Genomic DNA, 23,577 nt, shown 5'->3' on the forward strand with positions numbered 1-23,577 from the left:
ACCGACCCGTATCGCCAGTACTGCCCGCACCGCCCGTACGGCCCCGCCAGGGGCTACCGACAGGCCAGGGAGGCTTGACAGGCATGGAACAGCTCCCGGAGGCAGCCCGGGCCCGGATGGAGGAGATCCGGGCCTCCGGCACCTGGGGCTCGGCGCTGACCACCAACGAGTTCGCCGCGGTGCGCGCCGCCGGCTTCGAACCGGTCGGCCAGGTGCTCGGCTCGTGCGTGTACCACCTCGGCTACACCGGCTCCTACCAGTGCCCCGGGGCCTGGATGGGCGGCGCCGGGTACACCCAGACCACGTCCTCGCGCGGCTACTACGCGGCCTACGGGCCGATGGTGCAGTCGCTGTACGACGCGCGGCGCCGGGCCCTGGACCGGATGACCACCGAGTGCTCGCTGCTCGGCGGCGACGGGGTGGTCGGCGTGCGGCTGGCGATCCGGCGCTTCCCGGCCGGCGGCGTGGAGTTCACGGCGATCGGCACCGCGGTGCGCGCCGCCGGCAGCCGGGTGCGGCCGCGGCGGCCCTTCACCTCGCACGTCACCGGCCAGGAGTTCGCCAAGCTGGTGCTCAACGGCTGGATCCCGGTGGCGCTGGTGCTCGGGATCGCCATCGGCACCCGGCACGACGACTGGTGGACCCGGATGTCGTCCCGGCGCTGGGCCGGCAACCAGGAGGTGGCGGGGTACACCGATCTGGTGAACCGGACCCGGCACGAGTCCCGGGTGGAGCTGAAGCGGCACGTGCAGGAGGCGCACGGCGAAGGCGTCGTGGTGTCCTCGATCGACCTGGAGATCCGGGAGCGCGAGTGCCCGGTCACCGACGGCCAGCGCGACCACATCTGCGAGTCGACGGCGATCGGCACCGCGATCGTCTCCTTCAAGAGCCGGGGCGCCCCGCCGCCGCCGGGATCGCTGGCGATCATGTCGTTGGACCCGGAGCGGCGCGCGGCCGCCCGGCGCGAGACCTCCCTGCGGTATCTGTGAGCTGAGGCTGGAGAAGAGACGAAGATGGCTGACAAGATCGCCCACACCGCCGAGGGCGTGCCCGAGGACGCGATGCGCCGGCTCGCCGAGCTCAAGCCCGGCGCGCCCGGCTCGATCTTCACCTCGGACCTGACGGTGAACGAGTTCCTGCTGGTCAAGGAGGCCGGGTTCCGGCCGCTGGGGCTGGTGCTGGGCTCCTCGATCTACCACGTCGGGCTGCAGGTGGCGCGCTGGGGCAAGAGCCAGGAGCTGGACGTGCTGTCCCAGGCCATGTACCACGCCCGGGAGCTGGCGATGACCCGGATGGAGGCCGAGGCCGACCAGCTCGGCGCGGACGGGATCGTCGGCGTCCGGCTGGAGGTGGAGTTCAAGGAGTTCGGCTCCGACGTCGCGGAGTTCATCGCGATCGGCACCGCGGTCAAGGACGACGGCAGCGGCCAGCACGGCGACGTCACCTGGCGCAACAACAAGAACCAGCCGTTCACCTCGGACCTGTCCGGGCAGGACTTCTGGACCCTGATCCGGGCCGGCTACGCGCCGCTGGGGATGGTGATGGGGTCGTGCGTCTACCACATCGCGCACCAGCGGTTCGGGGCGATGATGGGCAACATCGGCAAGAACGTGGAGCTGGAGCAGTTCACCCAGGCCCTGTACGACGCCCGGGAGCTGGCGATGGCCCGGATGCAGGCCGAGGCCGAGGCGCTGCACGCCGAGGGCATCGTCGGGGTGCAGCTGCGCAACCACAGCCACACCTGGGGCTCGCACACCACCGAGTTCTTCGCGCTGGGCACCGCGGTCCGCCCGCTGCGCCCGGACCACCGCATCGAACGCCCCACCATGGTGCTGAGCCTGGACTGACCGGCCATTAGGGAGACCTCGTATATATGAGCACTGAGAATTTGCCCGAGCCGGCCGACGGCGTCTCGGCGGAGCTGATCGCGGCCTCGCTGCGCGCGGACACCGCGGACCTGGAGGTCTACGCCCGGGTGCTGTCGGCCAGCCTGATCGAGACCCTGCCGCCGGGCGCCGTCACCCTGGAGCGCAAGCGCAGCCTGGCCGACCGGGCGGCCGGCCGGGAGGGCCGGGTGGAGTCGGTCGACGTCTCCCTCGGCGAGCAGCGCATGACGCTGCGCCTGGACAAGCACGGCCCGGTCGGCGAGATCTGCAAGGAGGTCCGCGGCATCGTGCTGTCCCGCCAGAAGGTGGGCCTGGACGTCTGGATCGAGACGCTGTCCGCGGCCATCGCCGAGGCCGCGCGCTCCAACGCCCGCGCCCGCGAGGTGCTGCAGCGCTTCGTCCTGGGCGAATAGCGCACACCCGCGGATCACGAATCGGCAAAGGCGCGCCACCCCGACTGGCGCGCCGACCGCCGCACCCGGCAGAGTATCGGGCGCGTACGCCCACCGGCCGCACGCCTGCCGCCACCACTTCACACCACGGACCCAGATGACCACGCCCCCCGCCGACGGGCCGGACCAGGACGCCCACGGGACACGGCGCGCACTGGAGAGCTACCCCGAGTTCTTCGCCTACCCGGCCCGCCCCGAAGACGGCCTCCCGCACATCCCCGCGGCCCGCGCCGAGGCCCCGCCGCGCCCGGCGGACCGCATCCCGGATCCGGCGCCGGAGGAACTGCCCGACCGGATACCGAGCCGGGAGCAGCTGACGCGCCCCGAACCGGGCGATCCGGACCGCGCACCTCTGAGCCAGGCACCGGTTCGGCCACAAACGCCGGCGCCGGGCGAGCGGCCGCGCACTGCGCAGCATCACGCGCAGAACCAGGCACCCGACCGGGACGAGCCGCCGCGAACCGCGCAGGCACCCCGGCCGCCGCAGGCTCAGCGCAGTGCCTTCGAGCCGGGCAACAACCTGCCGCCTCGGACCGCTCCGGCGATGCAGCCGTGGCCGGAGTCCGTGCCGACAACTCGACCGGTGTCCGAGCATGGGGTTCAGTCATCGCGTTCCGAAACGCCTGCGCAACATCAACATCCCGATGGCTATGACCGGAACACCGGCCTGCCGCCTCGAACTGCTCCGACGACGCAGCCCTGGCCGGAGCCGGCCGCGCGATCGTCGGCCGGGCAACGGTTTTCGGCACCGAGTCCGATGCAACCGTGGCCGGACCCCCAACCCCTGGCCGAACCGCAGGCCCGGCAAGGGAGCCAGCCGCCGGTCGACCCGCCCCTGACCACCCGGCCCTGGCCCGCGCCCGATCCGGCCTCGGACCCGCCGGCCCGCCGTCGAGCCGCCGCCTCGGCCGCCGCGTCACCGAACACCGCACCAACCACAGCTCCGCCATCCACCGCGCCGACCCCCGGCCGCGGACGCCGCCGGGCCAAGCGCAGCCTCGCCGCCAGCCTCTGGCCGTTCCACGCGATGCGGCGTCCGGCCGCCGCGCCGTCGAAGCGGATCCGGTCGCGGAGCACCGCCTCGACGGTGTGGCGCAAGCTCAAGGCGGACCGGGCGGCGGTCCTCGGCGGGTACACGATCGTGCTGCTCATCGTGCTGGCGGTGTTCGCGCCGGCGGTCACCGGGCTGTTCGGGGTGGATCCGAACACCCCGCATCCGGAGCTCACCGACGCCACGTTCGGGCCGCACGGTGCGTTCGGCGGCATGAGCTGGGCGCATCCGCTCGGGGTGGACCAGCGGATGGGGCGGGACGTGTTGGCGCGGCTGCTGTTCGGATCGCGGGTGAGCCTGCTCATCGCGTTCGGGGCGACGGTGCTCAGCGTGGTGCTGGGCGCCGGGCTCGGCGTGGTGTCGGGGTATCTCGGCGGCCGGGTGGACATGGTGGTCATGCGGTCCGCCGACGTGTTCCTGGCGTTCCCGCTGATGCTGTTCGCGCTCGGGCTCACCGGCGCGCTGTCGGACGAGGCGTTCGGGCTCAGCGGGAACGCGCTGCGGATCGGCATCATGATCTTCGTGATGGGCTTCTTCAGCTGGCCCTACCTGGCGCGGATCGTCCGCGCCGAGGTGCTGTCGCTGCGGGAGCGGGAGTTCGTCGACGCCGCGCGGGCCCTGGGGGCCGGCACCTGGTGGGTGGTGTGGCGCGAGCTGATGCCCAACCTGATGGCGCCGATCCTGGTGTACGCCACGCTGCTGATCCCGGCGAACATCATCTTCGAGGCCGGATTGTCCGCTTTGGGCATCGGCCTGGACCCGCCGGCCGCCTCCTGGGGCCAGATGATGACGGACGCCGTCGCCACGGTTTACACCGACCCGGCGTATCTCGTCGTCCCCGGCATGGCAGTATTCATCACCGTGCTGGCGTTCAACCTGTTCGGCGACGGGCTGCGCGACGCCCTCGACCCCACCGCACAGTGACGCTTAGCGGCACGGCGTTTCAGGCGATCTAGTGAGGAAACCGCTGTGATACCCAGACTCTCGATACGCGCCCTGGCCGCGGCCGCCGCGATCGCGCTGGCCGCCACGGCCTGCGGCTCCAGTTCCGGCGGCGGCGCGACCGGGGCCATGGGCCCCGGGTTCGACCTGGCCGCCAAACAGATCCTGAACCCGTCCACGAAGTCCGGCGGCACGATCAACCTGGTCTCCAGCCAGACCTTCGACTCGCTGGACCCCGGGGTCACCTACTCCGCCTCGACCTGGAACCTGTTCCGCACCTTCGCCCGGCCGATGATGACCTACCAGCACACGCCCGGCGGCAACCAGATCGTCGGCGACCTGGCCACCGGCCCCGGCGTGCAGAGCAACGGCGGCAAGACCTGGACCTACACGCTGCGCGACAACGCCACGTTCGAGGACGGCAAGACCATCACCTCGGCCGACGTGCGCTGGGCCATCGAGCGCTCCAACTGGTCCTCGCTGATCGGCAACGGCCCCACCTACTTCCGCAACATCCTGGTGCCGGCCGGCGACCCCAAGTTCAAGGACCTGGACGTCTACAAGGACGGCGACAGGGACTTCGACAACATCATCGTCACCACCGACCCGAAGAAGATCACCTTCAACCTGCCCGAGGCCTTCGGCGAGTTCGACTACGTGATGTCGTTGCTCCAGACCGCCCCGGTGGAGCGGGAGAAGGACAAGGACGCCGGCGACACCTACGGCAAGCAGCCGGTGTCCACCGGCGCCTACAAGATCCAGAGCTACTCCCCGGGCAAGGAGCTCAAGCTCGTCAAGAACGACGCCTACAACCAGCAGTCCGACCCCGACCACCTCCACGTGGCCCTGGCCGACACCATCGACGTGCAGCTCGCCGTCGACTCCGCCGAGCGCGACCAGCGGCTGCTGACCGGCCAGGCCGACGCCGACCTGGGCTCGGCGCTGACCGTGGCCAACCACGCCAAGGTGCTCCAGGACCCGGCCCTGAAGTCGCAGACCGACGACGCCGCGGACTCCTCGGTGGCCTACGCCTCGATCAACACCCAGCTGATCCCCAACGTCAGCTGCCGGCAGGCCATCGAGTACGGCGTGGACAAGAGCACCGTGCTGAACCAGCTCGGCGGCCAGTGGGGCGGCAAGATCGCCAGCAACCTGCTGCCGGACAGCATCCCCGGCGCGGTGGCGTTCCCGACCTACGACTTCAACGTGCCCAAGGCCCAGCAGCTGCTGGCCACCTGCAAGAGCCAGGCGCCGGAGCTGTTCCCCAACGGCAAGCTGACCTTCAAGATCGCCGCCCAGGTGAACGCCCCGGACCTGCAGAACGCCGCCACCGCGATCCAGTCCTCGCTGGCCCTGGTGGGCATCGACACCGAGGTCAAGCTCTACCCGTTCGGCCAGTACAGCCAGTACTGCGGCAACCAGGAGTACGCCAGGGCGCACCGCCTGGGCATGTGCCTGGCCAACTGGGGCCCGGACTGGCTCACCGGCTACGGCATGCTCGACCAGCTGGTGACCAAGAACGGTATCGCGGCCACCGGCAGCCAGAACTACGCCTTCCTCAGCGACAGCGTGGTGAACGCGCTGGAGGCGCACGCGCTGTCCAGCGTCGAGGCCACCACCCAGCAGCAGGACTGGGTGAAGATGGACCACCGGGTCATGGACCTGGCCGCTTTCGTCCCGCTGATCCAGCGGCACGTCATGCGGTTCCGCTCGGCCCGGCTCACCAACGTGATGATCGACCAGGCCGGCATGGGCGGCTACGACCTGTCGGTGCTCGGCGTGAAGTAGTCCGCGCCCGACGCCGCCGGCACCTGGGACAGCCTGGGCCCGGGCCGCGGCACCCGGAAACCATTGGGAAACAACGAGGGGAACGCACCGCGGCATGACGACCTTCCTAGTGCGCCGGGCCGTCACCGCGCTGGTCCTGATGTTCGGCGTGGCCACGGTCACCTTCGCGGTCTTCTACCTCGTGCCGGCCCTCGGCGGCCGCACCACCGACCAGCTGGCCGCCCAGTTCGCCAGCCGCGACCCGTCCCCGGACCAGCTCGCGGTGGTCAAGCACCGGCTGGGCCTGGACCAGTCGGTGCCGGTCCAGTTCTGGGACTATCTCAAGGCTCTGGTGGTCGGCACCGACCTGCCGCCGGGCTCCGGGGCGAGCCACTGCGACGCCCCCTGCTTCGGCTACTCCTGGCGGCTGCACGACTCGGTGCTGACGCTGATCCTGGACCGGCTCCCGGTCACGGTCTCCATCGCGGCCGGCGCCGCGGTGCTCTGGCTGACCCTCGGCGTCGCCTCCGGCGCGGTGGCCGCCGTGACCCGCGGCGGCCTGGCCGACCGGGCGATCCGGGTGGCGGCGCTGCTCGGCGTCTGCCTGCCGGTGGTGTTCATCGGCCCGCTGGCCCGCGCCAAGCTCGCCTGGCTGTTCCCGTCGGTGACCTACTCCTCGTTCCTGGACAACCCGCTGGTGTGGGCCGACCACCTGTTCCTGCCCTGGCTCACGCTGTCCCTGGGCTACTTCGCGCTCTACACCCGGCTCACCCGCTCGGGCATGATCGATGCCTTGTCCGGCCATTTCATCCGCACCGCGCACGCCAAGGGCCTGCCCCGGCGCCGGGTGGTCTGGCAGGCCCTGCGGGTCACCTTCCCGGCGGTGGCCACGGTCTTCGCCATGGACCTCGGGCTGCTGCTCGGCGGCGCGGTGCTGGCCGAGAAGATCTACGGCCTGCACGGCATCGGGGCGCTGGCCCAGGACGCGGTCGACGGCCAGGACCTGCCGGTGGTGCTGGGCGTCACCTTGTTCTCAGGGCTTTTCATCGTCGTGGCCAACTTCGCGGTGGACGCCGCCTACGCCGTCCTGGACCCCCGGATCCGGCTCGAATAGCCGCGGCCCGCACCGCGTAACCGGCGCTCCTCCCGACACCCTGCCCGACACCCTGCCCGACACCCGGCGTCACTGATCCACGGCGCTGGGCACCTTTGCGCGCGCCCGATCGCCGATTCACTATGCGTCCACGCCCCGGAGCGGCCACAATGTGGTGACGCCACAACCCCGCTCAGCTACCTTAGGCGAGCGATCACATCCCGCCTAAGGTCCCCCGTGTCAAGGGGCAACCGCCTAAGGATCCGGGTCGTCGGCGGTAATACTCCGTTTACCGGCAGGACGATTACTCCTGCGCTCCGATGAGGGGAAGCGGCCCTCTGATACCCGAAAAACCGTCGGTGACCGGCCGATCCAGGATTGATCACAGTTCGGACAAGCCTGCCCGGACCCCCTAGCCAAGCCGGTGCCGCAGGCGCCACTCTCCTGTGGAGGGCTCCGGCCCCGACAGTGCAATGTGCAATATCACCGGCGCTCGCAGGGGGCGATCGCCGGGCGCGATACGACTCCGCCCTGCCTGGCTCACCGGTGCGCTCACAAGGCCTTCCGAGTCAGACGACCACCAAGGATTCACATGACAACGCTGCCAGGGGACGCCTCCACCCTGAATGACTTCGGCGAGGAGAACACGCCGGAACCGGGTACCGTGGCGGCGAAGGCGATCGAGGGCCGGTCGCTGACCCGGATCGGCTGGACCCGCCTGAAGCGGGACAAGGTCGCCATGGGCGCCGGAATCGTGGTGCTGGTCCTTGTCGTCATCGCCATCCTGGCCCCGCTGCTGGCCTCGGCCGCCGGCGCCGGCGATCCGCGGGCGCAGTACATGGACTACATCAACCCGGACACCTCGATGCCGCTGGGCAGCTTCGGCGGCATCAACAGCCACCACCTGCTGGGCGTGGAGCCGGTGAACGGCCGCGACGTGCTGTCCCGGGTGCTGTTCGGCTCGCGCATCAGCCTCCTGATAGCCACCGCGGCCTCGCTGGTGTCGCTGCTGATCGGGATCGCCGCCGGCGTCGTCGCCGGCTACTTCGGCGGCTGGGTGGACGCGGTCATCTCCCGCATCATGGACGTCTTCCTGGCCTTCCCGCTGCTGCTGTTCGCGCTGGCGCTGGCCGCCATCGTCCCGGACACCTTCTTCGGCATGACCGGGGACGCGCTGCGCATCGCCATGCTGGTGTTCATCATCGGGTTCTTCGGCTGGCCCTATGCCGGACGCATCGTCCGCGGTCAGACCATCGCCCTGCGCGAGCGCGAGTTCGTCGACGCCGCACGGGTGCTCGGCGCCAAGCCGCGCCGGATCATCCTGCGCGAGCTGATGCCGAACCTGGTCGCCCCGATCCTGGTGTACGGCACGCTGCTGATCCCGGCCAACATCCTGTTCGAGGCGGCGCTGTCCTTCCTGGGCGTCGGCATCCGGCCGCCGACACCGTCCTGGGGCAAGATGCTCAACGACGCCATCCAGTACTACCGGGTCGACCCGGAGTACCTGATCGTCCCGGGCGCCGCGATCTTCGTCACGGTGCTGGCGTTCAACCTGTTCGGCGACGGCCTGCGCGACGCCTTCGACCCGAAGGCGCACTGACGCGCCGCGCACCGTGCGTGCCGAACCACCACAAGGATTCCCCCGGCGTCGCACCGCCGGGGGGCAGGCGGGCCGAGCCCGCCACCACCTGCGAGATCCGCAAGATCAGATGCACAGACACCTCAAGCATCCCACCCGCTGGGATGCCGGGCTGACCAAGGGGGTCCACCCGTAATGAATCGTCACTCCAAGCTGTTGGGAGGCGTCGCGCTCGCCGCGTCCGTCGCCCTGGCAGCATCGGCGTGCTCGAGCTCCAAGAGCTCAGGCTCCAAGCCGACGACGCCGACCTCGGCCGTCACCACTCTGCCCTCGGGCAGCACGGGCGCGGCGACCGGCTTCAACGCCGCGGTCACCGGCATCGTGCGCCCGACCACGACCGAGGGCGGCACGCTGACCTTCGTCGACCGTTCCGACTGGGACTCGCCGGACACCGGTAACACCTACGCGGCGTTCTCCTGGGCGTTCGCCGGGTTCTACTCCCGTTCGATGATGACCTACGCGCCCAAGCCGGGCATCGACGGCGCCAAGGTCGTTCCGGACCTGGCCCAGGGCCCCGGCGTGGTCTCGGACAACGGTCTGACCTGGACCTACAAGATCAAGCCGGGCGTGAAGTACCAGGACGGCTCGGTCGTGAAGTCGGCCGACGTCAAGTACGCCATCGAGCGCTCCAACTGGGGCCAGGACGTGCTGGAGAACGGCCCGAACTACTTCAAGAACTTCGTCGAGGACAAGACCTCGTACGCCGGTCCCTACAAGGACAAGGACACCACGCACGGGGTGTCCGGCATCGAGACCCCGGACGACACCACCATCGTCTTCCACCTCACGCAGCCGTTCGCCGACTTCGACTACCTGATGGCGATCCCGGGCTCGGCCCCGGTGCCGCAGGCGGCCGACAAGGGTGCGGACTACTTCAAGTCCTACCTGTCCACCGGCCAGTACAAGATCGACAGCTACCAGGTCGGCGCCTCGATGGAGCTCTCGCCGAACCCGGCGTTCGACACCTCGACCGACCCGGACAAGCTGCACGTGCTGCGCGCCTCGAAGATCGTCGTCAAGCTCAAGCAGGACAAGGCGACCATCGACGACAAGCTGTTCGACGGCTCGGCGAACGCGGACCTGGCGGGCGTCGGCGTGCAGCCGGCCACCCAGACCAAGATCGTGAACGACCCGAAGCTGAAGGCGGACTCGGACTCGGCGTACGCCAACTCCACCGAGTTCTTCGCCATCAACACGCTGACGAAGCCGTTCGACAACATCGACTGCCGCCAGGCGGTCGAGTGGGTGGTCGACAAGAAGACGATCCTGACGCAGTCCGGTGGCGCGATCGGCGGTGGCGACATCGCCAGCACGATCACCCCGCCGACCGTGCCGGGCTGGGTCAAGGGCGACCAGTACATCACCGACGACAACAAGGGTGATGTCACCAAGGCCAAGGCCTCGCTGGCCAAGTGCCAGACCGCCGAGCCGACCTTCTTCAACACCGACGGTTCGCTGAAGGACACCTTCACGCTGACCATCCGTGACAACAGCACCAAGGAAGAGAACATCGCTCAGACGGTTCAGAACAACCTCAAGAGCATGGGCATGAACGTCACCATCGACGCCAAGCCCTTCGGCGAGTACAACTCCGCCTTCGCCGGCAACAAGAAGTACGACGCCGACCACAAGGTCGCGATCAGCTTCATGAAGTGGGGCGCGGACTTCCCGTCCGGCTACGGCTTCATGTACGGCATCCTGGCGTCCTCGGCGATCCACGACTCGGGTGGCTACAACCTGTCGTTCTACCCGGACCAGAAGATCGACGACGGCTTCAAGGCCGCCCTGGCCGAGAACGACCCGACCAAGCGCGGCGCGCTCTACGCCGCGGTCGACCACCAGGCTCTGGAAGACGCCCTCGTGGTGCCGCTGGTCTGGGACAAGAACCTGATCTACCGTCCGCAGTCCCTGACGAACGTCATGTTCAACCAGGGTCTGGGCATGCTCTACATGTCCCAGCTGGGCGTGAAGTAAGCCCGTCGAAGGCCACAACCCTCCGCTTTCACAGATAGGCAGGTGAAGGCAGGGAACCCCGGCGGCGCCGTCGGGATCCACAAGATCCCGGCGGCGCCCTCGGGCGACCGCCGCCGCACTCCGTGATTTCCTACATCATCAGGCGCCTGTTCGCCGCAGTCGTTCTGCTGTTCGTGATCAGCCTGATCACGTTCTTCATCTTCTACGTGTTCCCGCGGTTGGGCGGGCAGACCACGGAGTCTCTGGCGTCGCAGTTCGTCGGTAAGACCCAGGACCCGAACGCGATCCAGGGCGTGATCCACCGCTTCGGATTCGACCAGTCGGTCTGGGTGCAGTACGGCCGCTACCTCAAGGGCATCTTCTTCGGGTACGACTACGACAACGGCACCGGGCTGGTGCACTGCCCCGCCCCGTGCCTGGGCTACTCGTTCCGCACCAACACCCTGGTCTCCACCAGCATCGGCCAGTGGCTGCCGGTGACGCTGTCGCTGTCCCTGGGCGCGGCCGTGCTGTGGCTGATCTTCGGCGTCGCCGTGGGCGTCGCCTCCGCGCTCAAGCGCGGCACCTGGGTGGACCGCGCCGGCATGGTCACCGCGCTGATCGGCGTCTCGCTGCCGGTGTACTTCGTCGGCCCGCTGCTGGCCCTGGTCTTCGTGGTGAACTGGCACATCTTCCCGGACCCCGACTACGTCAAGCTTTTCGACGACCCGGTGGGCTGGGCGACGCACCTGATCCTGCCCTGGATCGCGGTGGCGTTCGGTCTGGCCGCGCTGTACGCCCGGCTCACCCGGGTCGGGATGCTGGACACCCTGAACGAGGACTTCATCCGCACCGCGCGGGCCAAGGGCCTGCCGGAGCGGACCGTGATCTTCAAGCACGCGCTGCGCGCGGCGCTCACCCCGATCGTCACCATCTTCGGCATGGACCTGGGCTTCGCGCTCGGCGGCGTGGTGCTGGCCGAGCAGGTGTTCAACCTGCCGGGCATCGGCCGCGAGGCGGTCGGCGCGGTGGGCCAGTCCGACCTGCCGGTGATCATCGGCGTGACCATCGTGGCCAGCGGTTTCATCGTGCTGGCGAACCTGGTCGTCGACCTGCTGTACGGCGTCGTCGACCCCCGAGTGAGGCTGTCATGAGCAACGACTTCAATCCGATCGTCGAGGACATCGCGCTGGAGAACACCAGCCCGCGCTCGTTCCTGGACGTGCGCGACCTGCGCGTGCACTTCCCGACCGACGACGGCGTGGTGAAGTCCGTCGACGGCATCACCTTCGCGCTGGAGCGCGGCAAGACGCTGGGCATCGTCGGCGAGTCCGGATCGGGCAAGTCGGTGACCTCGCTGGCCCTGATGGGCCTGCACCGCACCGCCACCGACAAGAAGAAGCAGCGCGGCGCCCAGATCTCCGGCGAGATCTGGCTGGACGGCCAGGACATCGTCTCGGCCAGTCCCGAGGAGGTCCGCCGGCTGCGCGGCCAGAAGCTGGCCATGATCTTCCAGGACCCGCTGTCCGCGATGCACCCGTTCTACACGGTGGGCGCGCAGATCATCGAGGCCTACCGGGTGCACAACAACGTCTCCAAGGACGTGGCCCGCAAGCGCGCGATCGAGATGCTGGAACTGGTCGGGATCCCGCAGCCGAACACCCGGGTGGACGACTACCCGCACCAGTTCTCCGGCGGTATGCGCCAGCGCGCGATGATCGCCATGGCGCTGGTCTGCAACCCGGCGCTGCTGATCGCCGACGAGCCGACCACCGCCCTGGACGTCACCGTGCAGGCCCAGATCCTGGACCTGATGCGGGACCTGCAGCGCGAGTTCAACAGCGCCCTGATCGTGATCACCCACGACCTGGGCGTGGTCGCCGAGCTGGCCGACGACATCATGGTGATGTACGGCGGCAAGGCCGTGGAGTACGGCCGGGCGCACGACGTGTTCAAGGCTCCGGAGCACCCCTACACCTGGGGGCTGCTGGCCTCGATGCCGCGGCTGGACCGGGAGCGGGCCGACCGCCTGACCCCGATCCAGGGCAACCCGCCCTCGCTCATCAACGTCCCGTCCGGCTGCGCCTTCCACCCGCGCTGCCCGTACACCGCCGAGACCGGCGGCCGCAGCTCCACCGAGATCCCGGAGCTGGCCGCGACCACGCCGGGCCACCTGGTGCGCTGCCACATGGACCCGGCCCGCCGGCGGGAGATATTCACCGAGAAGATCCAGGGGTCGCTGTGAGCACCGAAACCACGGCGCAGCCGTCCGAGACCTCCGCGGTGGAACCGGACTCGCTGCTGCAGGTCAACCAGTTGGTCAAGCACTTCCCGATCCGGCGCGGCCTGCTGCAGCGCCAGGTCGGCGCGGTGCAGGCGGTGGACGGCATCAGCTTCTCCGTCCGGGCCGGGGAGACCCTGGGCCTGGTCGGCGAGTCCGGCTGCGGCAAGTCCACCACCGGCAAGATGCTGGCCCGCCTGGACGAGCCCACCTCCGGGCAGATCCTGTTCGACGGCCAGGACATCGCGCACCTGAGCCAGGGCCGGCTGCGGCCGCTGCGCCGGGACATCCAGATGGTGTTCCAGGACCCGCAGTCCTCGCTGAACCCGCGGCACACGGTCGGCACCATCGTCGGCGCGCCGTTCCACATCCAGGGCATCCAGACCCCGAACGGCGTCAAGCGCGCGGTGCAGGACCTGCTCTCGATGGTCGGCCTGTCGCCGGAGCACTACAACCGCTACCCGCACGAGTTCTCCGGCGGTCAGCGCCAGCGCATCGGCATCGCCCGCGCGCTGGCCCTCAAGCCCAAGCTGATCATCGCCGACGAGCCGGTCTCCGCGCTCGACGTGTCGATCCAGGCCCAGGTCATGAACCTGCTGGAGGACCTGCAGACCGAGCTGAACCTGGCGTACGTGTTCATCGCCCACGACCTGTCGGTGGTGCGCCACATCTCCGACCGGGTCGCGGTGATGTACCTGGGCAAGATCGTGGAGATCGCCGACCAGGCCGACCTCTACACCAAGCCGCACCACCCGTACACCAACGCCCTGCTGTCCGCGGTGCCGATCCCGGACCCGGACCGCAAGGACGGCAAGGCCGAGGGCCAGGTCGACCGGATCCGGCTGGTGGGCGACGTGCCCTCGCCGATCAACCCGCCGCCGGCCTGCCGGTTCAACACCCGGTGCTGGAAGGCTCAGGAGGTCTGCCGGACCCAGGAGCCGCCGCTGCTGCAGATCGGGCAGCGCTCCGAGGCCGGCTACGCGCACCAGGTGGCGTGCCACTTCCCCGAGAACGTCTAGTCCCGGCGCCGGTCCTGGTACCGGTGCCGGAGGCGAAGCCCGGCGGGAACTTCCGTTCCCGCCGGGCTTTCGGCATTGTTGGGCGCGTGTTCTCCACGGGTGCCGGCGCCGACGCCGGAAGCGACATTGTCACCGACGTTCCAGCGGATCCTGACACCGGTGGTGACGGCGTCGTGCCGGGACCCCGGTCGCAGGAGGCCGAGGGGGCTGGGATGACCGAGGGTGCCGAGGGTGCCGAGGGGGCAGCCGACGGCGAAGCCCCCGAAGCCCCCGAAGCCCATGAGGGCCATGAGGGCTACGAGGGCTCCGAGGGCGCGGCCGACGAGGGGTCGTTCTTCGGCATGCAGAGCGAGGGCCTGGTGCTCACCGGCCTGGCGCTCGGCCCGGGACTGCGCCGACTGGCCCGCGTCTGCCTCGCGGCGGCGCTCGGCCTGGGCGTCCTGTTCTGGGCGGTGCTGGTCCTGGTGTACGGATACCGCGTGTGCTTCCAGGGCAGTTCCACGAACCCTGATATGCCGAACCTGGCCGACGGCCGGCCGTGGGCCGCGTACTACCTGGTCGGCGCGCTGTGGGCGGTCGGCGTGGGGGTCTGGGGCCTGGCCACCCGCGGCGGTTTCGCCCGGCTGGCGTGGTGCTTCGCCTGCCTGGTGACCGCCTTCTTCTGGCCGCTGGGCCTGGCCGCCTCGGTCGGCGCGATGGCCATCCGTCGCCCCGGAGCCGCGATGTCCCGCCGCCTGCTGCTGGCGGGCCTGGCCGTGCTGGTGGCCGCCGGCGGCGTCGCCTGGCGGGTCGACGCCCCGGCCTCGGACGCCGAACAGGTCGCCGTCGGCGCGGACGGCGACCTGCTGGGGACCTGGCACTCCCGGTCCGGGATGTCGGTGGAGCTGCGGCCCGACGGGACCTTCGCCGCGAGCCCGCTCACCGGAGGCGGGCTGCGCGACGGCGAGCCGATCGCGGCCTCGTCGGGGCGCTGGGACGCCGAGAGCGCGGACGGCCACTCCGGGGTGCGGTTGCTGGTGGACGGCGACTTGTCGAACTCGCTGTGGTTCGACCTCTACAAGGCCGGTCCCGATCTGCTGCTGTGCAGCACGAACGATCCTGACGACCCGTGCCAGGTCGCGTTGCGGCGCTACTAGGCGCCGGCGGCCGTTATCGCTGGTCCGTGAGCCCGGCGATGCCGTCGAGGACGGCGACGTCCTCGGCGGTCAGCGCGAGGTCCACGGCGGTGAGGTTCTCTTCGAGGTGCGCCGGGTTCCTGGTGCCGGGGATGGCGAGGATCACGGAGGAGCGGGCCAGCAGCCACGCGATGGTGGTCTGCGCGGGCGTGGCGCCGTGTTTCGCGGCGACGGTCCGCAGTGCGGCTCGTTGCGCGGCGTGGGGGAGATCCATGCCGGCCGCCAGCGGGAAGTAGGGGACGAACGCGATGCCGAGCTGTTCGCACGCGGCGAGCACGTCGTCGCTGGAGCGGTCGAACAGGAAGAACCGGTTCTGGACGGCGGCGATCGGGACCTCGGCGCTCCCGAGCTGTTCGACGGTGCAGCCGGACAGCCCCAGCTCGCGTATCAGGCCTTTGTCACGCAGATCGCTGAGCGCGCCAAGGGATTCGGCGACCGGCGTCGGGTCCGGAGCCAGCAGACCGTCGCCGCCGACGCGCAGATAGACCAACGGAAGGCTGTCCGCGCCGAGGGTTTCGAGGTTGCGGTGCACCTGCGCGGTCAGCTGATCGGGTGAGGCGGCCGGCCGGAACGTGCCCTCGGAACCGCGCTCGACGCCCACCTTCGTGGCGACCACGAGGTCGTCGCCGTGGGGGTGCAGCGCTTCGCGAATCAGTTCGTTGGCGACGTCCGGGCCGTAGGCGGCGCTGGTGTCGAGGTGGGTGATGCCGGCGTCCGCGACCCGCCGCAGCACCGTCAGCACGGCACTGCGATCGGCGGGCGGTCCCCAGACGCCGGGGCCGGGGAGTTGCATGGTCCCGTACCCGAGGCGGGTGACGGTGAGGCTGGGTGCGGTGGTCGGGGTGAATGTGCGCATGGGGAAGCGAGATCCCTTCGCTGATGGGAGTGTCGGGCAGCGGTCGCGGTGGATCGACCGGCCGCGGCGGCGTTGGAACGGCTCGGCCGGACCGTCAGGCCCTCAGGCCGTCAGACCGTCAGGCCGTCGTGACTTCGGCGTCCGCAAGCAGGCGGTCCCGCAGCCGGGCCCGCACCGACGCCACGGTCACGCCGCCGTCGGGATGCGCCCGCACCTTGCCGCGCCTGGCGAGGTCGTGCACCCCCTGCCGGGTGATGCCGAGCATCGCCGCCGCGACCGCGAACGACACCGCCTCGGCGCTCGGATGCCCCGCCCGCAACAGCACCGCCCGCCCGAACGGCGTACCCCACCACCGCGGCTCCGGATCGAAGGGCGCGTCGCCCGGAAACAGGGTGCCGACCAGGCGGATGGCGGTCCGGCACGCGGTCTCGTCGTCGGGCCCGAGCAGCGTCAGGGTCCATTCGAGGAGTTGCTCGCGGGCCCGCCGGCGCAGCGGGTCGTCGAGGCCGAACAGCACATCGACCGGACCGAGCACCCGGGCTTCGACGACGCGCTCCAGATCCCGCGCCAGCTCCTCATGGGCCGCACTCCAGGGTGGTGACTGCGGCACGGGTGCCTCCGGGGCTCGTCACGGCTACTTGACGGATAGCGTCTAGTACTTGCTCTGTCATGTCAAGTAGTCCGGGGCGCCGAGGCGGCGGAGTACCGGCAACGGCGCCCGCCATCGCGGTCGAAGCCTCGGAACCGGTGCTCACCAGCACCGTCGAAGCCCCTCACCGCCCGGACTCGACCTCGTGGACCTCCTCGGCCGCGGTCTTCGCGATCGCCGATCCCAGCCCCTTCGGCCCGTCGCCGTCGATCGGCAGGCCGGTCTCCATCCCGATGATCGCGTCGGCGCCGCGCTCGGCCGCGCGGAGCACCGCCCCGGCTCCGCGCATCTCCGCCAGACCGCCCTGGGCCTGCCGCACCGCTCGCAGCCTCCTGAGACCGTGCGCCGCCGCGATGCCGTCCCTGATCGCCTTCAACTCCGCCAGTTCCGTGGCCAGCCGCTCCAGCGCCACTCCGAACTCCGCCGCCACCCGCTCGGCCCGCACCACGAACGCCGCCAGCGTCGCCGACTCGGCGAGCGCTCCGCCGATCGTGGCCAGCCCCAGGGTCAGCACGTCGGCCACCGCCGTCGCCGCCAACTCGGCGGCCGCCCACTCCGCGGCGTCGGTGACGATCCCGGTGACCAGGTCCCGCGCCGCGCCGGCCGTCACCCCGGCCTCGTTGAGCAGATGCGCGGTCGCCGCCGTCTCGCAGGCCAGGCGGTCCACCGCCGCCACCCACGTCCCCATCGCCTCGCCGAACTCCCGCGCCGCCGCGCCACGCCAACTCCCCGCGACCCCCGCGCCGTCCCCACGCACGCGCGCCGATATGCCGCGCACCGCCAACGCCTGCTCCATCCACACCACCGCGGCCTCGTGCAGCTCCCCGGCGTCGCCGCTGACCCGGTCCAGCACCGCCAGCAGCCCGGCCTCCCGCAGGATCCAGTCCACCCCGGACTCCACCACCCCGGCCAGACCCGCCCGCATCGCCCGGTGCACCGCCGCCAGCCCGGAGTCGAAGCCCGCGGGCTGCTCCACCACCCACCTGAACCCGACCCCGAACGAGTCCCCGCCGCACCCCGCCGAGCTGCTCATTCCCGCGCCCCGTCGGCCAGGTCCGGGACGGAGTCGGCTCCGCTCTCGATCCCCACCCCCAGTCCCGTCGCGACCGTCCCCGCGAGATCCGCCACCATCTGATCAGCCGCCGAATACCGCCCCGCCGTCCCGCACAGCCCGACACCGGCCTGCGCCGCCCACGCGCTCAGCTGTTCGACCACCGCGAGCTCGTTCTCCCTATGCACCCCATAGCGATCGAACAAGAACCCGGACTGCGGCAACTCCCCGAACCACGACCGCTCGACCCGTATTCTCGACAGCGCCTCGCCGACCGCTCCGAGCCCGCTCGCGGCGGCCTGGAGGGCGTCCGCGTACTCGGCCAGGATCCGCGGACTCACCTCGAACTCGAAGTCCCGCGCGCCCCGCGCGCCCCGCCCTCCCGGCCCGATCATCCGAACCACCGCCCCCATTGGTCAAAGTGTTTCCATCATCCTACCTGGTGTGTTTTACCCACGGTAGTCACTCGAATACCGTAGGGCTTCACTCGAATGGAGTGACGCGCGTCGCGCACAGCGGTACTACCAAGCGGTAACTTTGTCGCGATAGCATTCCACTAGTCGCAATCGCAGGCGGCACCGTCGGTGACGACCGGGCCGCACCAACGAAGATGCGGGACGCCTCACGCGCGAGAAGACCCCGTGTTCGGATCATCGGTCCGACCATGGCAAGCTGCGGAGGAGAGACCGGAAGCTAGCCCTCAAGCAGGAGGTCGGACAGCGATATGAAGATCGTCGTCTGTGTGAAGCAGGTGCCGGACACGGAGGCCGAGAAGCGGCTCCTCCCGGACACCCTGACCGTGGACCGGGACAGCTCGAACCCGGTGCTGAACGAGATGGACGAGTTCGCCATCGAGGAGGCGCTCAAGCTCGTCGAGGCGCACGGGGGCGAGGTCACCGTGCTGACCATGGGCCCGGACGGCGCCGACGCCGCGGTGCGCAAGGCCCTGTCGATGGGCGCCGACTCGGGCATCCTGCTGTCCGACCCGGCGCTGGCCGGCTCCGACGCCGTGGCCACCTCCTACGCCCTCGCGCAGGCCCTGGCCACCACCGAGTACGACCTGGTGATCCTGGGCTCGGAGGCCTCCGACGCCCGCACCTCGCTGGTCCCGGCGATGCTCGCCGAGCGGCTGAACGTGCCGCAGCTCACCTTCGCCTCGAAGGTCGAGATCGACGGCACCGCCGTCACCGTCAACCGCCTCACCGACTACGGCCACGACGTGGTCCGGGCCGAGCTGCCGGCCGTGGTCTCGGTGGTCGAGAAGATCAACGAGCCCCGCTACCCCTCGTTCAAGGGCATCATGGCGGCCAAGAAGAAGCCGATCGCCACCCTGGACGCGGCCGCCGCCGGCATCGACACCGCGCTGGTCGGCGCGGCCGGGGCGTGGACCGCGGTGGCCGACGCCGCGCAGCGCCCGCCGCGCAGCGCCGGGGTGAAGGTGACCGACGAGGGCGACGGCGGCGTGCAGCTCGCCGAGTTCCTGTCCGCGCAGAAGTTCATCTAAGGGAGCGTTGGAAGATGGCTGAGATCCTGGTCCTCGTCGACCACGCCGACGGCGCGGTCAAGAAGGTCACGCTGGAGCTGCTGACCAAGGCCCGCGCGCTGGGCACGCCGAGCGCGGTGTTCGTCGGCGCCGGCTTCGACAAGGCCGCCGAGAAGCTGGGCGAGTACGGCGCCGCCAAGGTCTACGTGGCCGAGGACGCCGAGCTCGACGGCTACGTCACCGCCCCCAAGGCCGAGCTGCTGGCCAAGCTGGTCGCCGACACCGGCGCCGCGGCCGTGCTGGTCCCGGCCACCGCCGAGGGCAAGGAGGTGGGCGCCCGCCTGGCGGTCAAGTCCGGCTCCGGCATCCTCACCGACGCCGTCGACGTCAGCGCCGAGCTGATCGCCGAGCAGTCCATCTTCGGCGGTTCGACGGTGGCGCACACCAAGGTCACCCGGGGCACCCCGATCATCGCGATGCGCCCGAACGCCACCGCCCCGCAGGCCGCCCCGGTCGCCCCCGAGCGGATCGACGTGGCCGTGGAGCTCTCCGACGGGGCCAAGCTGGCCAAGGTCGTGGAGAAGGTCGTGCTCCCCAAGGGCGACCGCCCCGAGCTCACCGAGGCCTCGATCGTGGTCTCCGGCGGCCGCGGCGTCGGCAGCGGCGAGAACTTCGCGATCATCGAGGGCCTGGCCGACGCCCTGGGCGCCGCGGTCGGCGCCTCCCGCGCCGCGGTCGACGCCGGGTGGTACCCGCACCAGGCGCAGGTCGGCCAGACCGGCAAGACCGTCTCCCCGCAGCTGTACATCGCCGCCGGCATCTCCGGCGCGATCCAGCACCGGGCCGGGATGCAGACCTCGAAGACCATCGTCGCGATCAACAAGGACGACGAGGCGCCGATCTTCGAGCTCGCCGACTACGGCGTGATCGGCGACCTGTTCAAGGTGGTCCCGCAGGTCACCGAGGAGATCCTGAAGCGGAAGTAGTCGGCGCGCCCGGGCTGCGCCCCGGGGTTCCGGTCCGCTCCGAAGCACCGCTCCGCCGCCCTGAAGGGCCGGCCGGGGCGGTCTTCTGCGTTCCGGCGGCCGAGGGCGGCGTGGGCGGTGTGCTCGGTGTGCCCGGCGCACCCGGTCCGGTGCTCGCCGTCGCGGTCGGGCTCTGAGGGGGCTGCGTGCCGTCGGCGCCGCGATGGTGGAGCAGGAGGACCGTCGTGGCCGCCGCGGCGCCCAGGAGGGCGCCGAGGGCCGCGTAGACGGGAAAGCGGAGACGGCGGCCGGAGCGGCGGTGCGACGTCCGCTTCGACGTGCGCGGGCCCGGGTTCGGGGCCGATCGGCGCTTCGGGCCCGGTTCCTGGTCCGGGTCCTGGGCCCGGCCCTGATCCCGGCCCTGATTCCAGCCCTGATCCGAGCGCTGATTCGAGCCCTGGTTCGAGCGCAGATCCCGGCCCTGATCCGAGCCCTGGTTCGAGCGTGGATCCCCGTCGTGATTCGAGCGCGCATCCCAGTCCGCATCCGAGTCCTGCTTCGCCGAACGGCCCGGGCCCGGACCCACCCCGACCGCTCCGCCTCCCGCGTTCGCCAGCTCGATCGCGCTCCCGGCCGCCAGCTCGAACTCGAACCCGGCGTTCGCCAGCTCCAGCGCGCTGTCCGCCGCGATCTCGAACTCGATCCCCGCGTTCGCCAGCTCCAGGGCGCTGTCGGCCGCCACCTCGAAGTCGATTCCGGCCGAGACCGCCCGTTCCCACAGCGGGCCCGGTCCGCCGGCCACCTCGATCCACGCGGCCAGCTCGGCCTCGCGCCGGGAGATGTCGGCGAGCACCTGCTCGGAGAGCCAGTGCCCGGTCTCGGCGCCGTACACCGTGCCGGCCCCGCCGACGCCCTCCGACCCCCGCAGCCCCGCCACCCGCTGCGCGATCTCCGCCGCCGACGGCCGGTCCCCGGGGTCCTTCACCAGGCACGCCGCCAGCACCTCGCCGAGCTCCGGCGCCACGTTGACCAGCTTCGGCGCCTCGTGCACCACGCGGTACAGCAGCGCCGGCCCGGCCCCGGCCCCGAACGGCCCCACCCCGCAGGCCGCGTACGCCACCACCGACGCCATCGAGAACACGTCCGACCCGAAGCTCGCCGGCTTGCCGGTGGCCTGTTCCGGCGACAGGAAGCCCGGCGACCCGATCACCGCGCCGACCCGGGTCAGCTGCACGTCGTCGATGGCGCGCGCCACCCCGAAGTCGATCAGCCGCGGCCCGTCCCGCGCCAGCAGCACGTTCGACGGCTTCACGTCCCGGTGCACCACCCCCGCCGCGTGCACTTCGGCCAGGGCCAGCGCCAGCCCGAGGGCCAGGGTCCGCAGGCCGACCGCCGACAGCGGCCCGAACCCCATCAGCGCCTCGGTCACCGACGGCCCCGGCACGTACTCCGACGCCAGCCACGGCAGCTCCGCGTCCGGGTCGGCCGCCACCACCGGCGCGATCCAGGCCTCGCCGCCGGGCCGGCCCCAGCCGCTCCCGATCCCGCGCCCGGTCTCCACCTCCCGCCGGAACCGCGCCCGGAACCGCGGATCGGCCGCGAACTCGGTCCGCGCGACCTTCAGCGCCACCGCGCGCCGGTCCGCGCCCAGCGCCAGGTACACCCGCCCCATGCCCCCCACGGCCAGCAGCGCCAGCACCCGGAAACCGCCCAGGGACCTGGGGTCGTCCTCCCGCAGCGGTTCCATACCGGACAAGCTAGGAGCGAAGTGGATCGCGGGGAAGACCGTGACCGTTCGGGTTCTTCTTCGTTGGGGGTTATGACCCATCTTCCCGAAACCCGCCACCCGGGACAGGCGCCTTGATCTTCCCCACCGTGCAGTTCGCGTTCTTCTTCGCCCTCGTCCTGCCGCTGTCCTGGGCCCTGATGCCCAGGCAGCGCCTGTGGCGGCCGTTCATCCTCGCGGCCTCGTACTACTTCTACGCGGCCGCCGGCTGGCAGTACGTGTTCCTGCTCGCGGGCTCCACAGCCGTCAACCAGACGGCCGCCACGCTCATCACCCGTCAGGACTCCGAGAAGGTTCGCAGAGCCGTGCTGGTCGGCGCGATCGGCCTGAACCTCGGCGCGCTCGGCTTCTTCAAGTATCTGGACTTCTTCAGCGACACCGTCAGCAACTCCCTGGGACTCTCGCTCGGCCTGCTGCACCTCGTGCTCCCGATCGGCGTGTCCTTCTACACCTTCCAGGCCATCTCCTACGTCGTCGACGTCTACCGGGGCCGGACTCCCCTCGCCCGGCCACTGGACTACGCCATCTACGCGTGCTTCTTTCCGCACTTGGTCGCGGGCCCGATCGTGCGTGCCTCGGAGTTCGTTCCGCAGCTGGACGGCCCGCGCGACCCCGACCGGATCCCGGCGGCCCGCGCCTTCGCCCTGATCGGCGGCGGGCTGGTCAAGAAGATGGTGGTCGCCGATGTGATCGGCACCCGGCTGGTCGACCCGGTGTTCGGTTCGCCGCAGGCGCACAGCGGTACCGAGACCCTCTTCGCCGTCTATGGGTACGCGGTCCAGATCTACTGCGACTTCTCCGCCTATACGGACATGGCGATCGGCCTGGCCCTGCTCATGGGCTTCCGGTTCCCCGACAACTTCGACCGTCCCTATACGGCCCGCTCGCTCCAGGATTTCTGGCGGCGCTGGCACATGACGCTGTCCCGTTGGCTGCGCGACTACCTCTACATCCCGCTGGGCGGGAACCGTGGCGGCAGTCTCAAGACCTACCGCAACCTCATGCTGACCATGCTTCTGGGAGGTCTGTGGCACGGCGCGGCCTGGACCTTCGTGCTCTGGGGCGGCATCCACGGTGTCGGCCTCGCGATCGAGCGGGCGTGGCCGACGGTCGCCCGCCGCGTCTGGCCGCCGCTTGCCGGATTCCTGCGAATCCCTGTGAATGCGCCCGGGCGCGTCCCGCGGAGCGTCCGTACTACGGCCGCCCGCGTGCTGACCTTCCATGTCGTCTGCCTGGCCTGGGTCTTCTTCCGCGCGCCGGACGTCAGCACCGCGCTCAGCGTCCTCGGGCAGGTGTTCGCCGGCGGCCCGGGGTCCGGCGTCCTCACGCCGACCGTGGTCCTGCTGATCGCCGCGGCGCTGCTCGTGCAGTGGCTGCCCGCGGGCGCGGGAGCGCGCCTGCGCGGTGCCTTCGTCACTCTTCCGGTCTACGCCCAGGGCGTCTCGCTCGGCGTCCTGCTTCTGGTGGTCGCGGCCGTGAGCGGGGGCCGCGGGGTCGCGCCGTTCATCTACTTCCGGTTCTAGGAGCGA

The 23,577-nt window shown here is 70.7% G+C and carries 20 protein-coding genes; 15 read left to right on the plus strand and 5 right to left on the minus strand.

Translation table 11 applies throughout. The annotated features are described in order from the left end of the window. Window positions 1-83: 83 nt before the first annotated feature. The 12 genes from ABD481_RS41740 (at window position 84) to ABD481_RS41795 (ending at window position 15,219) form a co-directional block, all read left to right on the plus strand. Complete coding sequence (locus ABD481_RS41740; RefSeq protein WP_344671451.1) at window positions 84-989, plus strand: heavy metal-binding domain-containing protein; 906 nt, start codon at window positions 84-86, stop codon at window positions 987-989. A gap of 24 nt (window positions 990-1,013) precedes the next feature. Continuing rightward, window positions 1,014-1,847, plus strand: a complete 834-nt coding sequence (locus ABD481_RS41745; RefSeq protein ID WP_344671452.1) for a heavy metal-binding domain-containing protein — start codon at window positions 1,014-1,016, stop codon at window positions 1,845-1,847. Window positions 1,848-1,873: 26 nt separating this feature from the next. After that, the gene (locus ABD481_RS41750) at window positions 1,874-2,299 is read left to right on the plus strand and encodes a hypothetical protein (protein WP_344671453.1); all 426 of its coding nucleotides are present in this window, start codon (window positions 1,874-1,876) and stop codon (window positions 2,297-2,299) included. 1,066 nt (window positions 2,300-3,365) lie between these two features. Then, on the plus strand, window positions 3,366-4,313 hold the full coding sequence (locus ABD481_RS41755) for an ABC transporter permease (protein ID WP_425559405.1): 948 nt from the start codon (window positions 3,366-3,368) through the stop codon (window positions 4,311-4,313). Window positions 4,314-4,358: 45 nt separating this feature from the next. Further along, on the plus strand, window positions 4,359-6,119 hold the full coding sequence (locus tag ABD481_RS41760) for an ABC transporter substrate-binding protein (RefSeq protein WP_344671455.1): 1,761 nt from the start codon (window positions 4,359-4,361) through the stop codon (window positions 6,117-6,119). A 94-nt stretch (window positions 6,120-6,213) separates the two neighbouring features. Further along, window positions 6,214-7,212, plus strand: a complete 999-nt coding sequence (locus tag ABD481_RS41765) for an ABC transporter permease (RefSeq protein WP_344671456.1) — start codon at window positions 6,214-6,216, stop codon at window positions 7,210-7,212. 571 nt (window positions 7,213-7,783) lie between these two features. Continuing rightward, entirely contained in the window at window positions 7,784-8,791 is a 1,008-nt protein-coding gene (locus tag ABD481_RS41770; protein ID WP_344671457.1) for an ABC transporter permease, read from the plus strand. A gap of 174 nt (window positions 8,792-8,965) precedes the next feature. Next, window positions 8,966-10,804 (plus strand): ABC transporter substrate-binding protein, encoded by a 1,839-nt coding sequence (locus ABD481_RS41775; protein WP_344671458.1) that lies wholly within the window; start codon window positions 8,966-8,968, stop codon window positions 10,802-10,804. Between the two features lie 122 nt (window positions 10,805-10,926). Then, window positions 10,927-11,937 (plus strand): ABC transporter permease, encoded by a 1,011-nt coding sequence (locus ABD481_RS41780; RefSeq protein ID WP_344671459.1) that lies wholly within the window; start codon window positions 10,927-10,929, stop codon window positions 11,935-11,937. Further along, window positions 11,934-13,028, plus strand: a complete 1,095-nt coding sequence (locus ABD481_RS41785) for an ABC transporter ATP-binding protein (RefSeq protein WP_344671460.1) — start codon at window positions 11,934-11,936, stop codon at window positions 13,026-13,028. Before ABD481_RS41780 ends, ABD481_RS41785 begins: the two co-directional genes overlap by 4 nt. Then, on the plus strand, window positions 13,025-14,083 hold the full coding sequence (locus ABD481_RS41790; protein ID WP_344671461.1) for an ABC transporter ATP-binding protein: 1,059 nt from the start codon (window positions 13,025-13,027) through the stop codon (window positions 14,081-14,083). Before ABD481_RS41785 ends, ABD481_RS41790 begins: the two co-directional genes overlap by 4 nt. An 86-nt stretch (window positions 14,084-14,169) precedes the next feature. Further along, window positions 14,170-15,219 carry a hypothetical protein gene (locus ABD481_RS41795; protein ID WP_344671462.1) on the plus strand — a complete coding sequence of 350 codons (1,050 nt, stop codon included), beginning with the start codon at window positions 14,170-14,172 and terminating at the stop codon, window positions 15,217-15,219. 13 nt (window positions 15,220-15,232) lie between these two features. Here ABD481_RS41795 and ABD481_RS41800 read toward each other — a convergent pair whose 3' ends face one another. From ABD481_RS41800 to ABD481_RS41815, 4 genes are all read right to left on the minus strand, one after another. After that, the gene (locus ABD481_RS41800; protein WP_344671463.1) at window positions 15,233-16,114 is read right to left on the minus strand and encodes an aldo/keto reductase; all 882 of its coding nucleotides are present in this window, start codon (window positions 16,112-16,114) and stop codon (window positions 15,233-15,235) included. 118 nt (window positions 16,115-16,232) lie between these two features. Next, window positions 16,233-16,724, minus strand: coding sequence for a hypothetical protein (locus ABD481_RS41805; protein WP_344671464.1), 492 nt, complete (start codon window positions 16,722-16,724; stop codon window positions 16,233-16,235). A gap of 163 nt (window positions 16,725-16,887) precedes the next feature. After that, window positions 16,888-17,796 (minus strand): WXG100 family type VII secretion target, encoded by a 909-nt coding sequence (locus tag ABD481_RS41810; RefSeq protein ID WP_344671465.1) that lies wholly within the window; start codon window positions 17,794-17,796, stop codon window positions 16,888-16,890. Beyond that, window positions 17,793-18,227 carry a hypothetical protein gene (locus tag ABD481_RS41815; RefSeq protein ID WP_344671466.1) on the minus strand — a complete coding sequence of 145 codons (435 nt, stop codon included), beginning with the start codon at window positions 18,225-18,227 and terminating at the stop codon, window positions 17,793-17,795. The genes ABD481_RS41810 and ABD481_RS41815 overlap by 4 nt, the downstream gene beginning before the upstream one ends. A gap of 311 nt (window positions 18,228-18,538) precedes the next feature. Here ABD481_RS41815 and ABD481_RS41820 point away from each other — a divergent pair, with 311 nt between their 5' ends. Together ABD481_RS41820 and ABD481_RS41825 are read left to right on the plus strand one after the other, a co-directional pair. Next, entirely contained in the window at window positions 18,539-19,318 is a 780-nt protein-coding gene (locus ABD481_RS41820; protein ID WP_344671467.1) for an electron transfer flavoprotein subunit beta/FixA family protein, read from the plus strand. A gap of 14 nt (window positions 19,319-19,332) precedes the next feature. Next, a complete protein-coding gene (locus tag ABD481_RS41825) occupies window positions 19,333-20,283 on the plus strand; it encodes an electron transfer flavoprotein subunit alpha/FixB family protein (RefSeq protein WP_344671468.1) in 951 nt (316 codons plus the stop codon). Here ABD481_RS41825 and ABD481_RS41830 read toward each other — a convergent pair. After that, the gene (locus tag ABD481_RS41830; protein ID WP_344671469.1) at window positions 20,255-22,009 is read right to left on the minus strand and encodes a serine/threonine protein kinase; all 1,755 of its coding nucleotides are present in this window, start codon (window positions 22,007-22,009) and stop codon (window positions 20,255-20,257) included. The two genes, ABD481_RS41825 and ABD481_RS41830, sit on opposite strands and share 29 nt — an antisense overlap. A 113-nt stretch (window positions 22,010-22,122) precedes the next feature. On the opposite strand from ABD481_RS41830, the gene ABD481_RS41835 reads away from it, so the two are divergent. Then, window positions 22,123-23,571 (plus strand): MBOAT family O-acyltransferase, encoded by a 1,449-nt coding sequence (locus ABD481_RS41835; RefSeq protein WP_344671470.1) that lies wholly within the window; start codon window positions 22,123-22,125, stop codon window positions 23,569-23,571. Window positions 23,572-23,577 lie beyond the last annotated feature (6 nt).

Source organism: Catenulispora yoronensis (genome assembly GCF_039531695.1).
Lineage (GTDB): Bacteria > Actinomycetota > Actinomycetes > Streptomycetales > Catenulisporaceae > Catenulispora > Catenulispora yoronensis.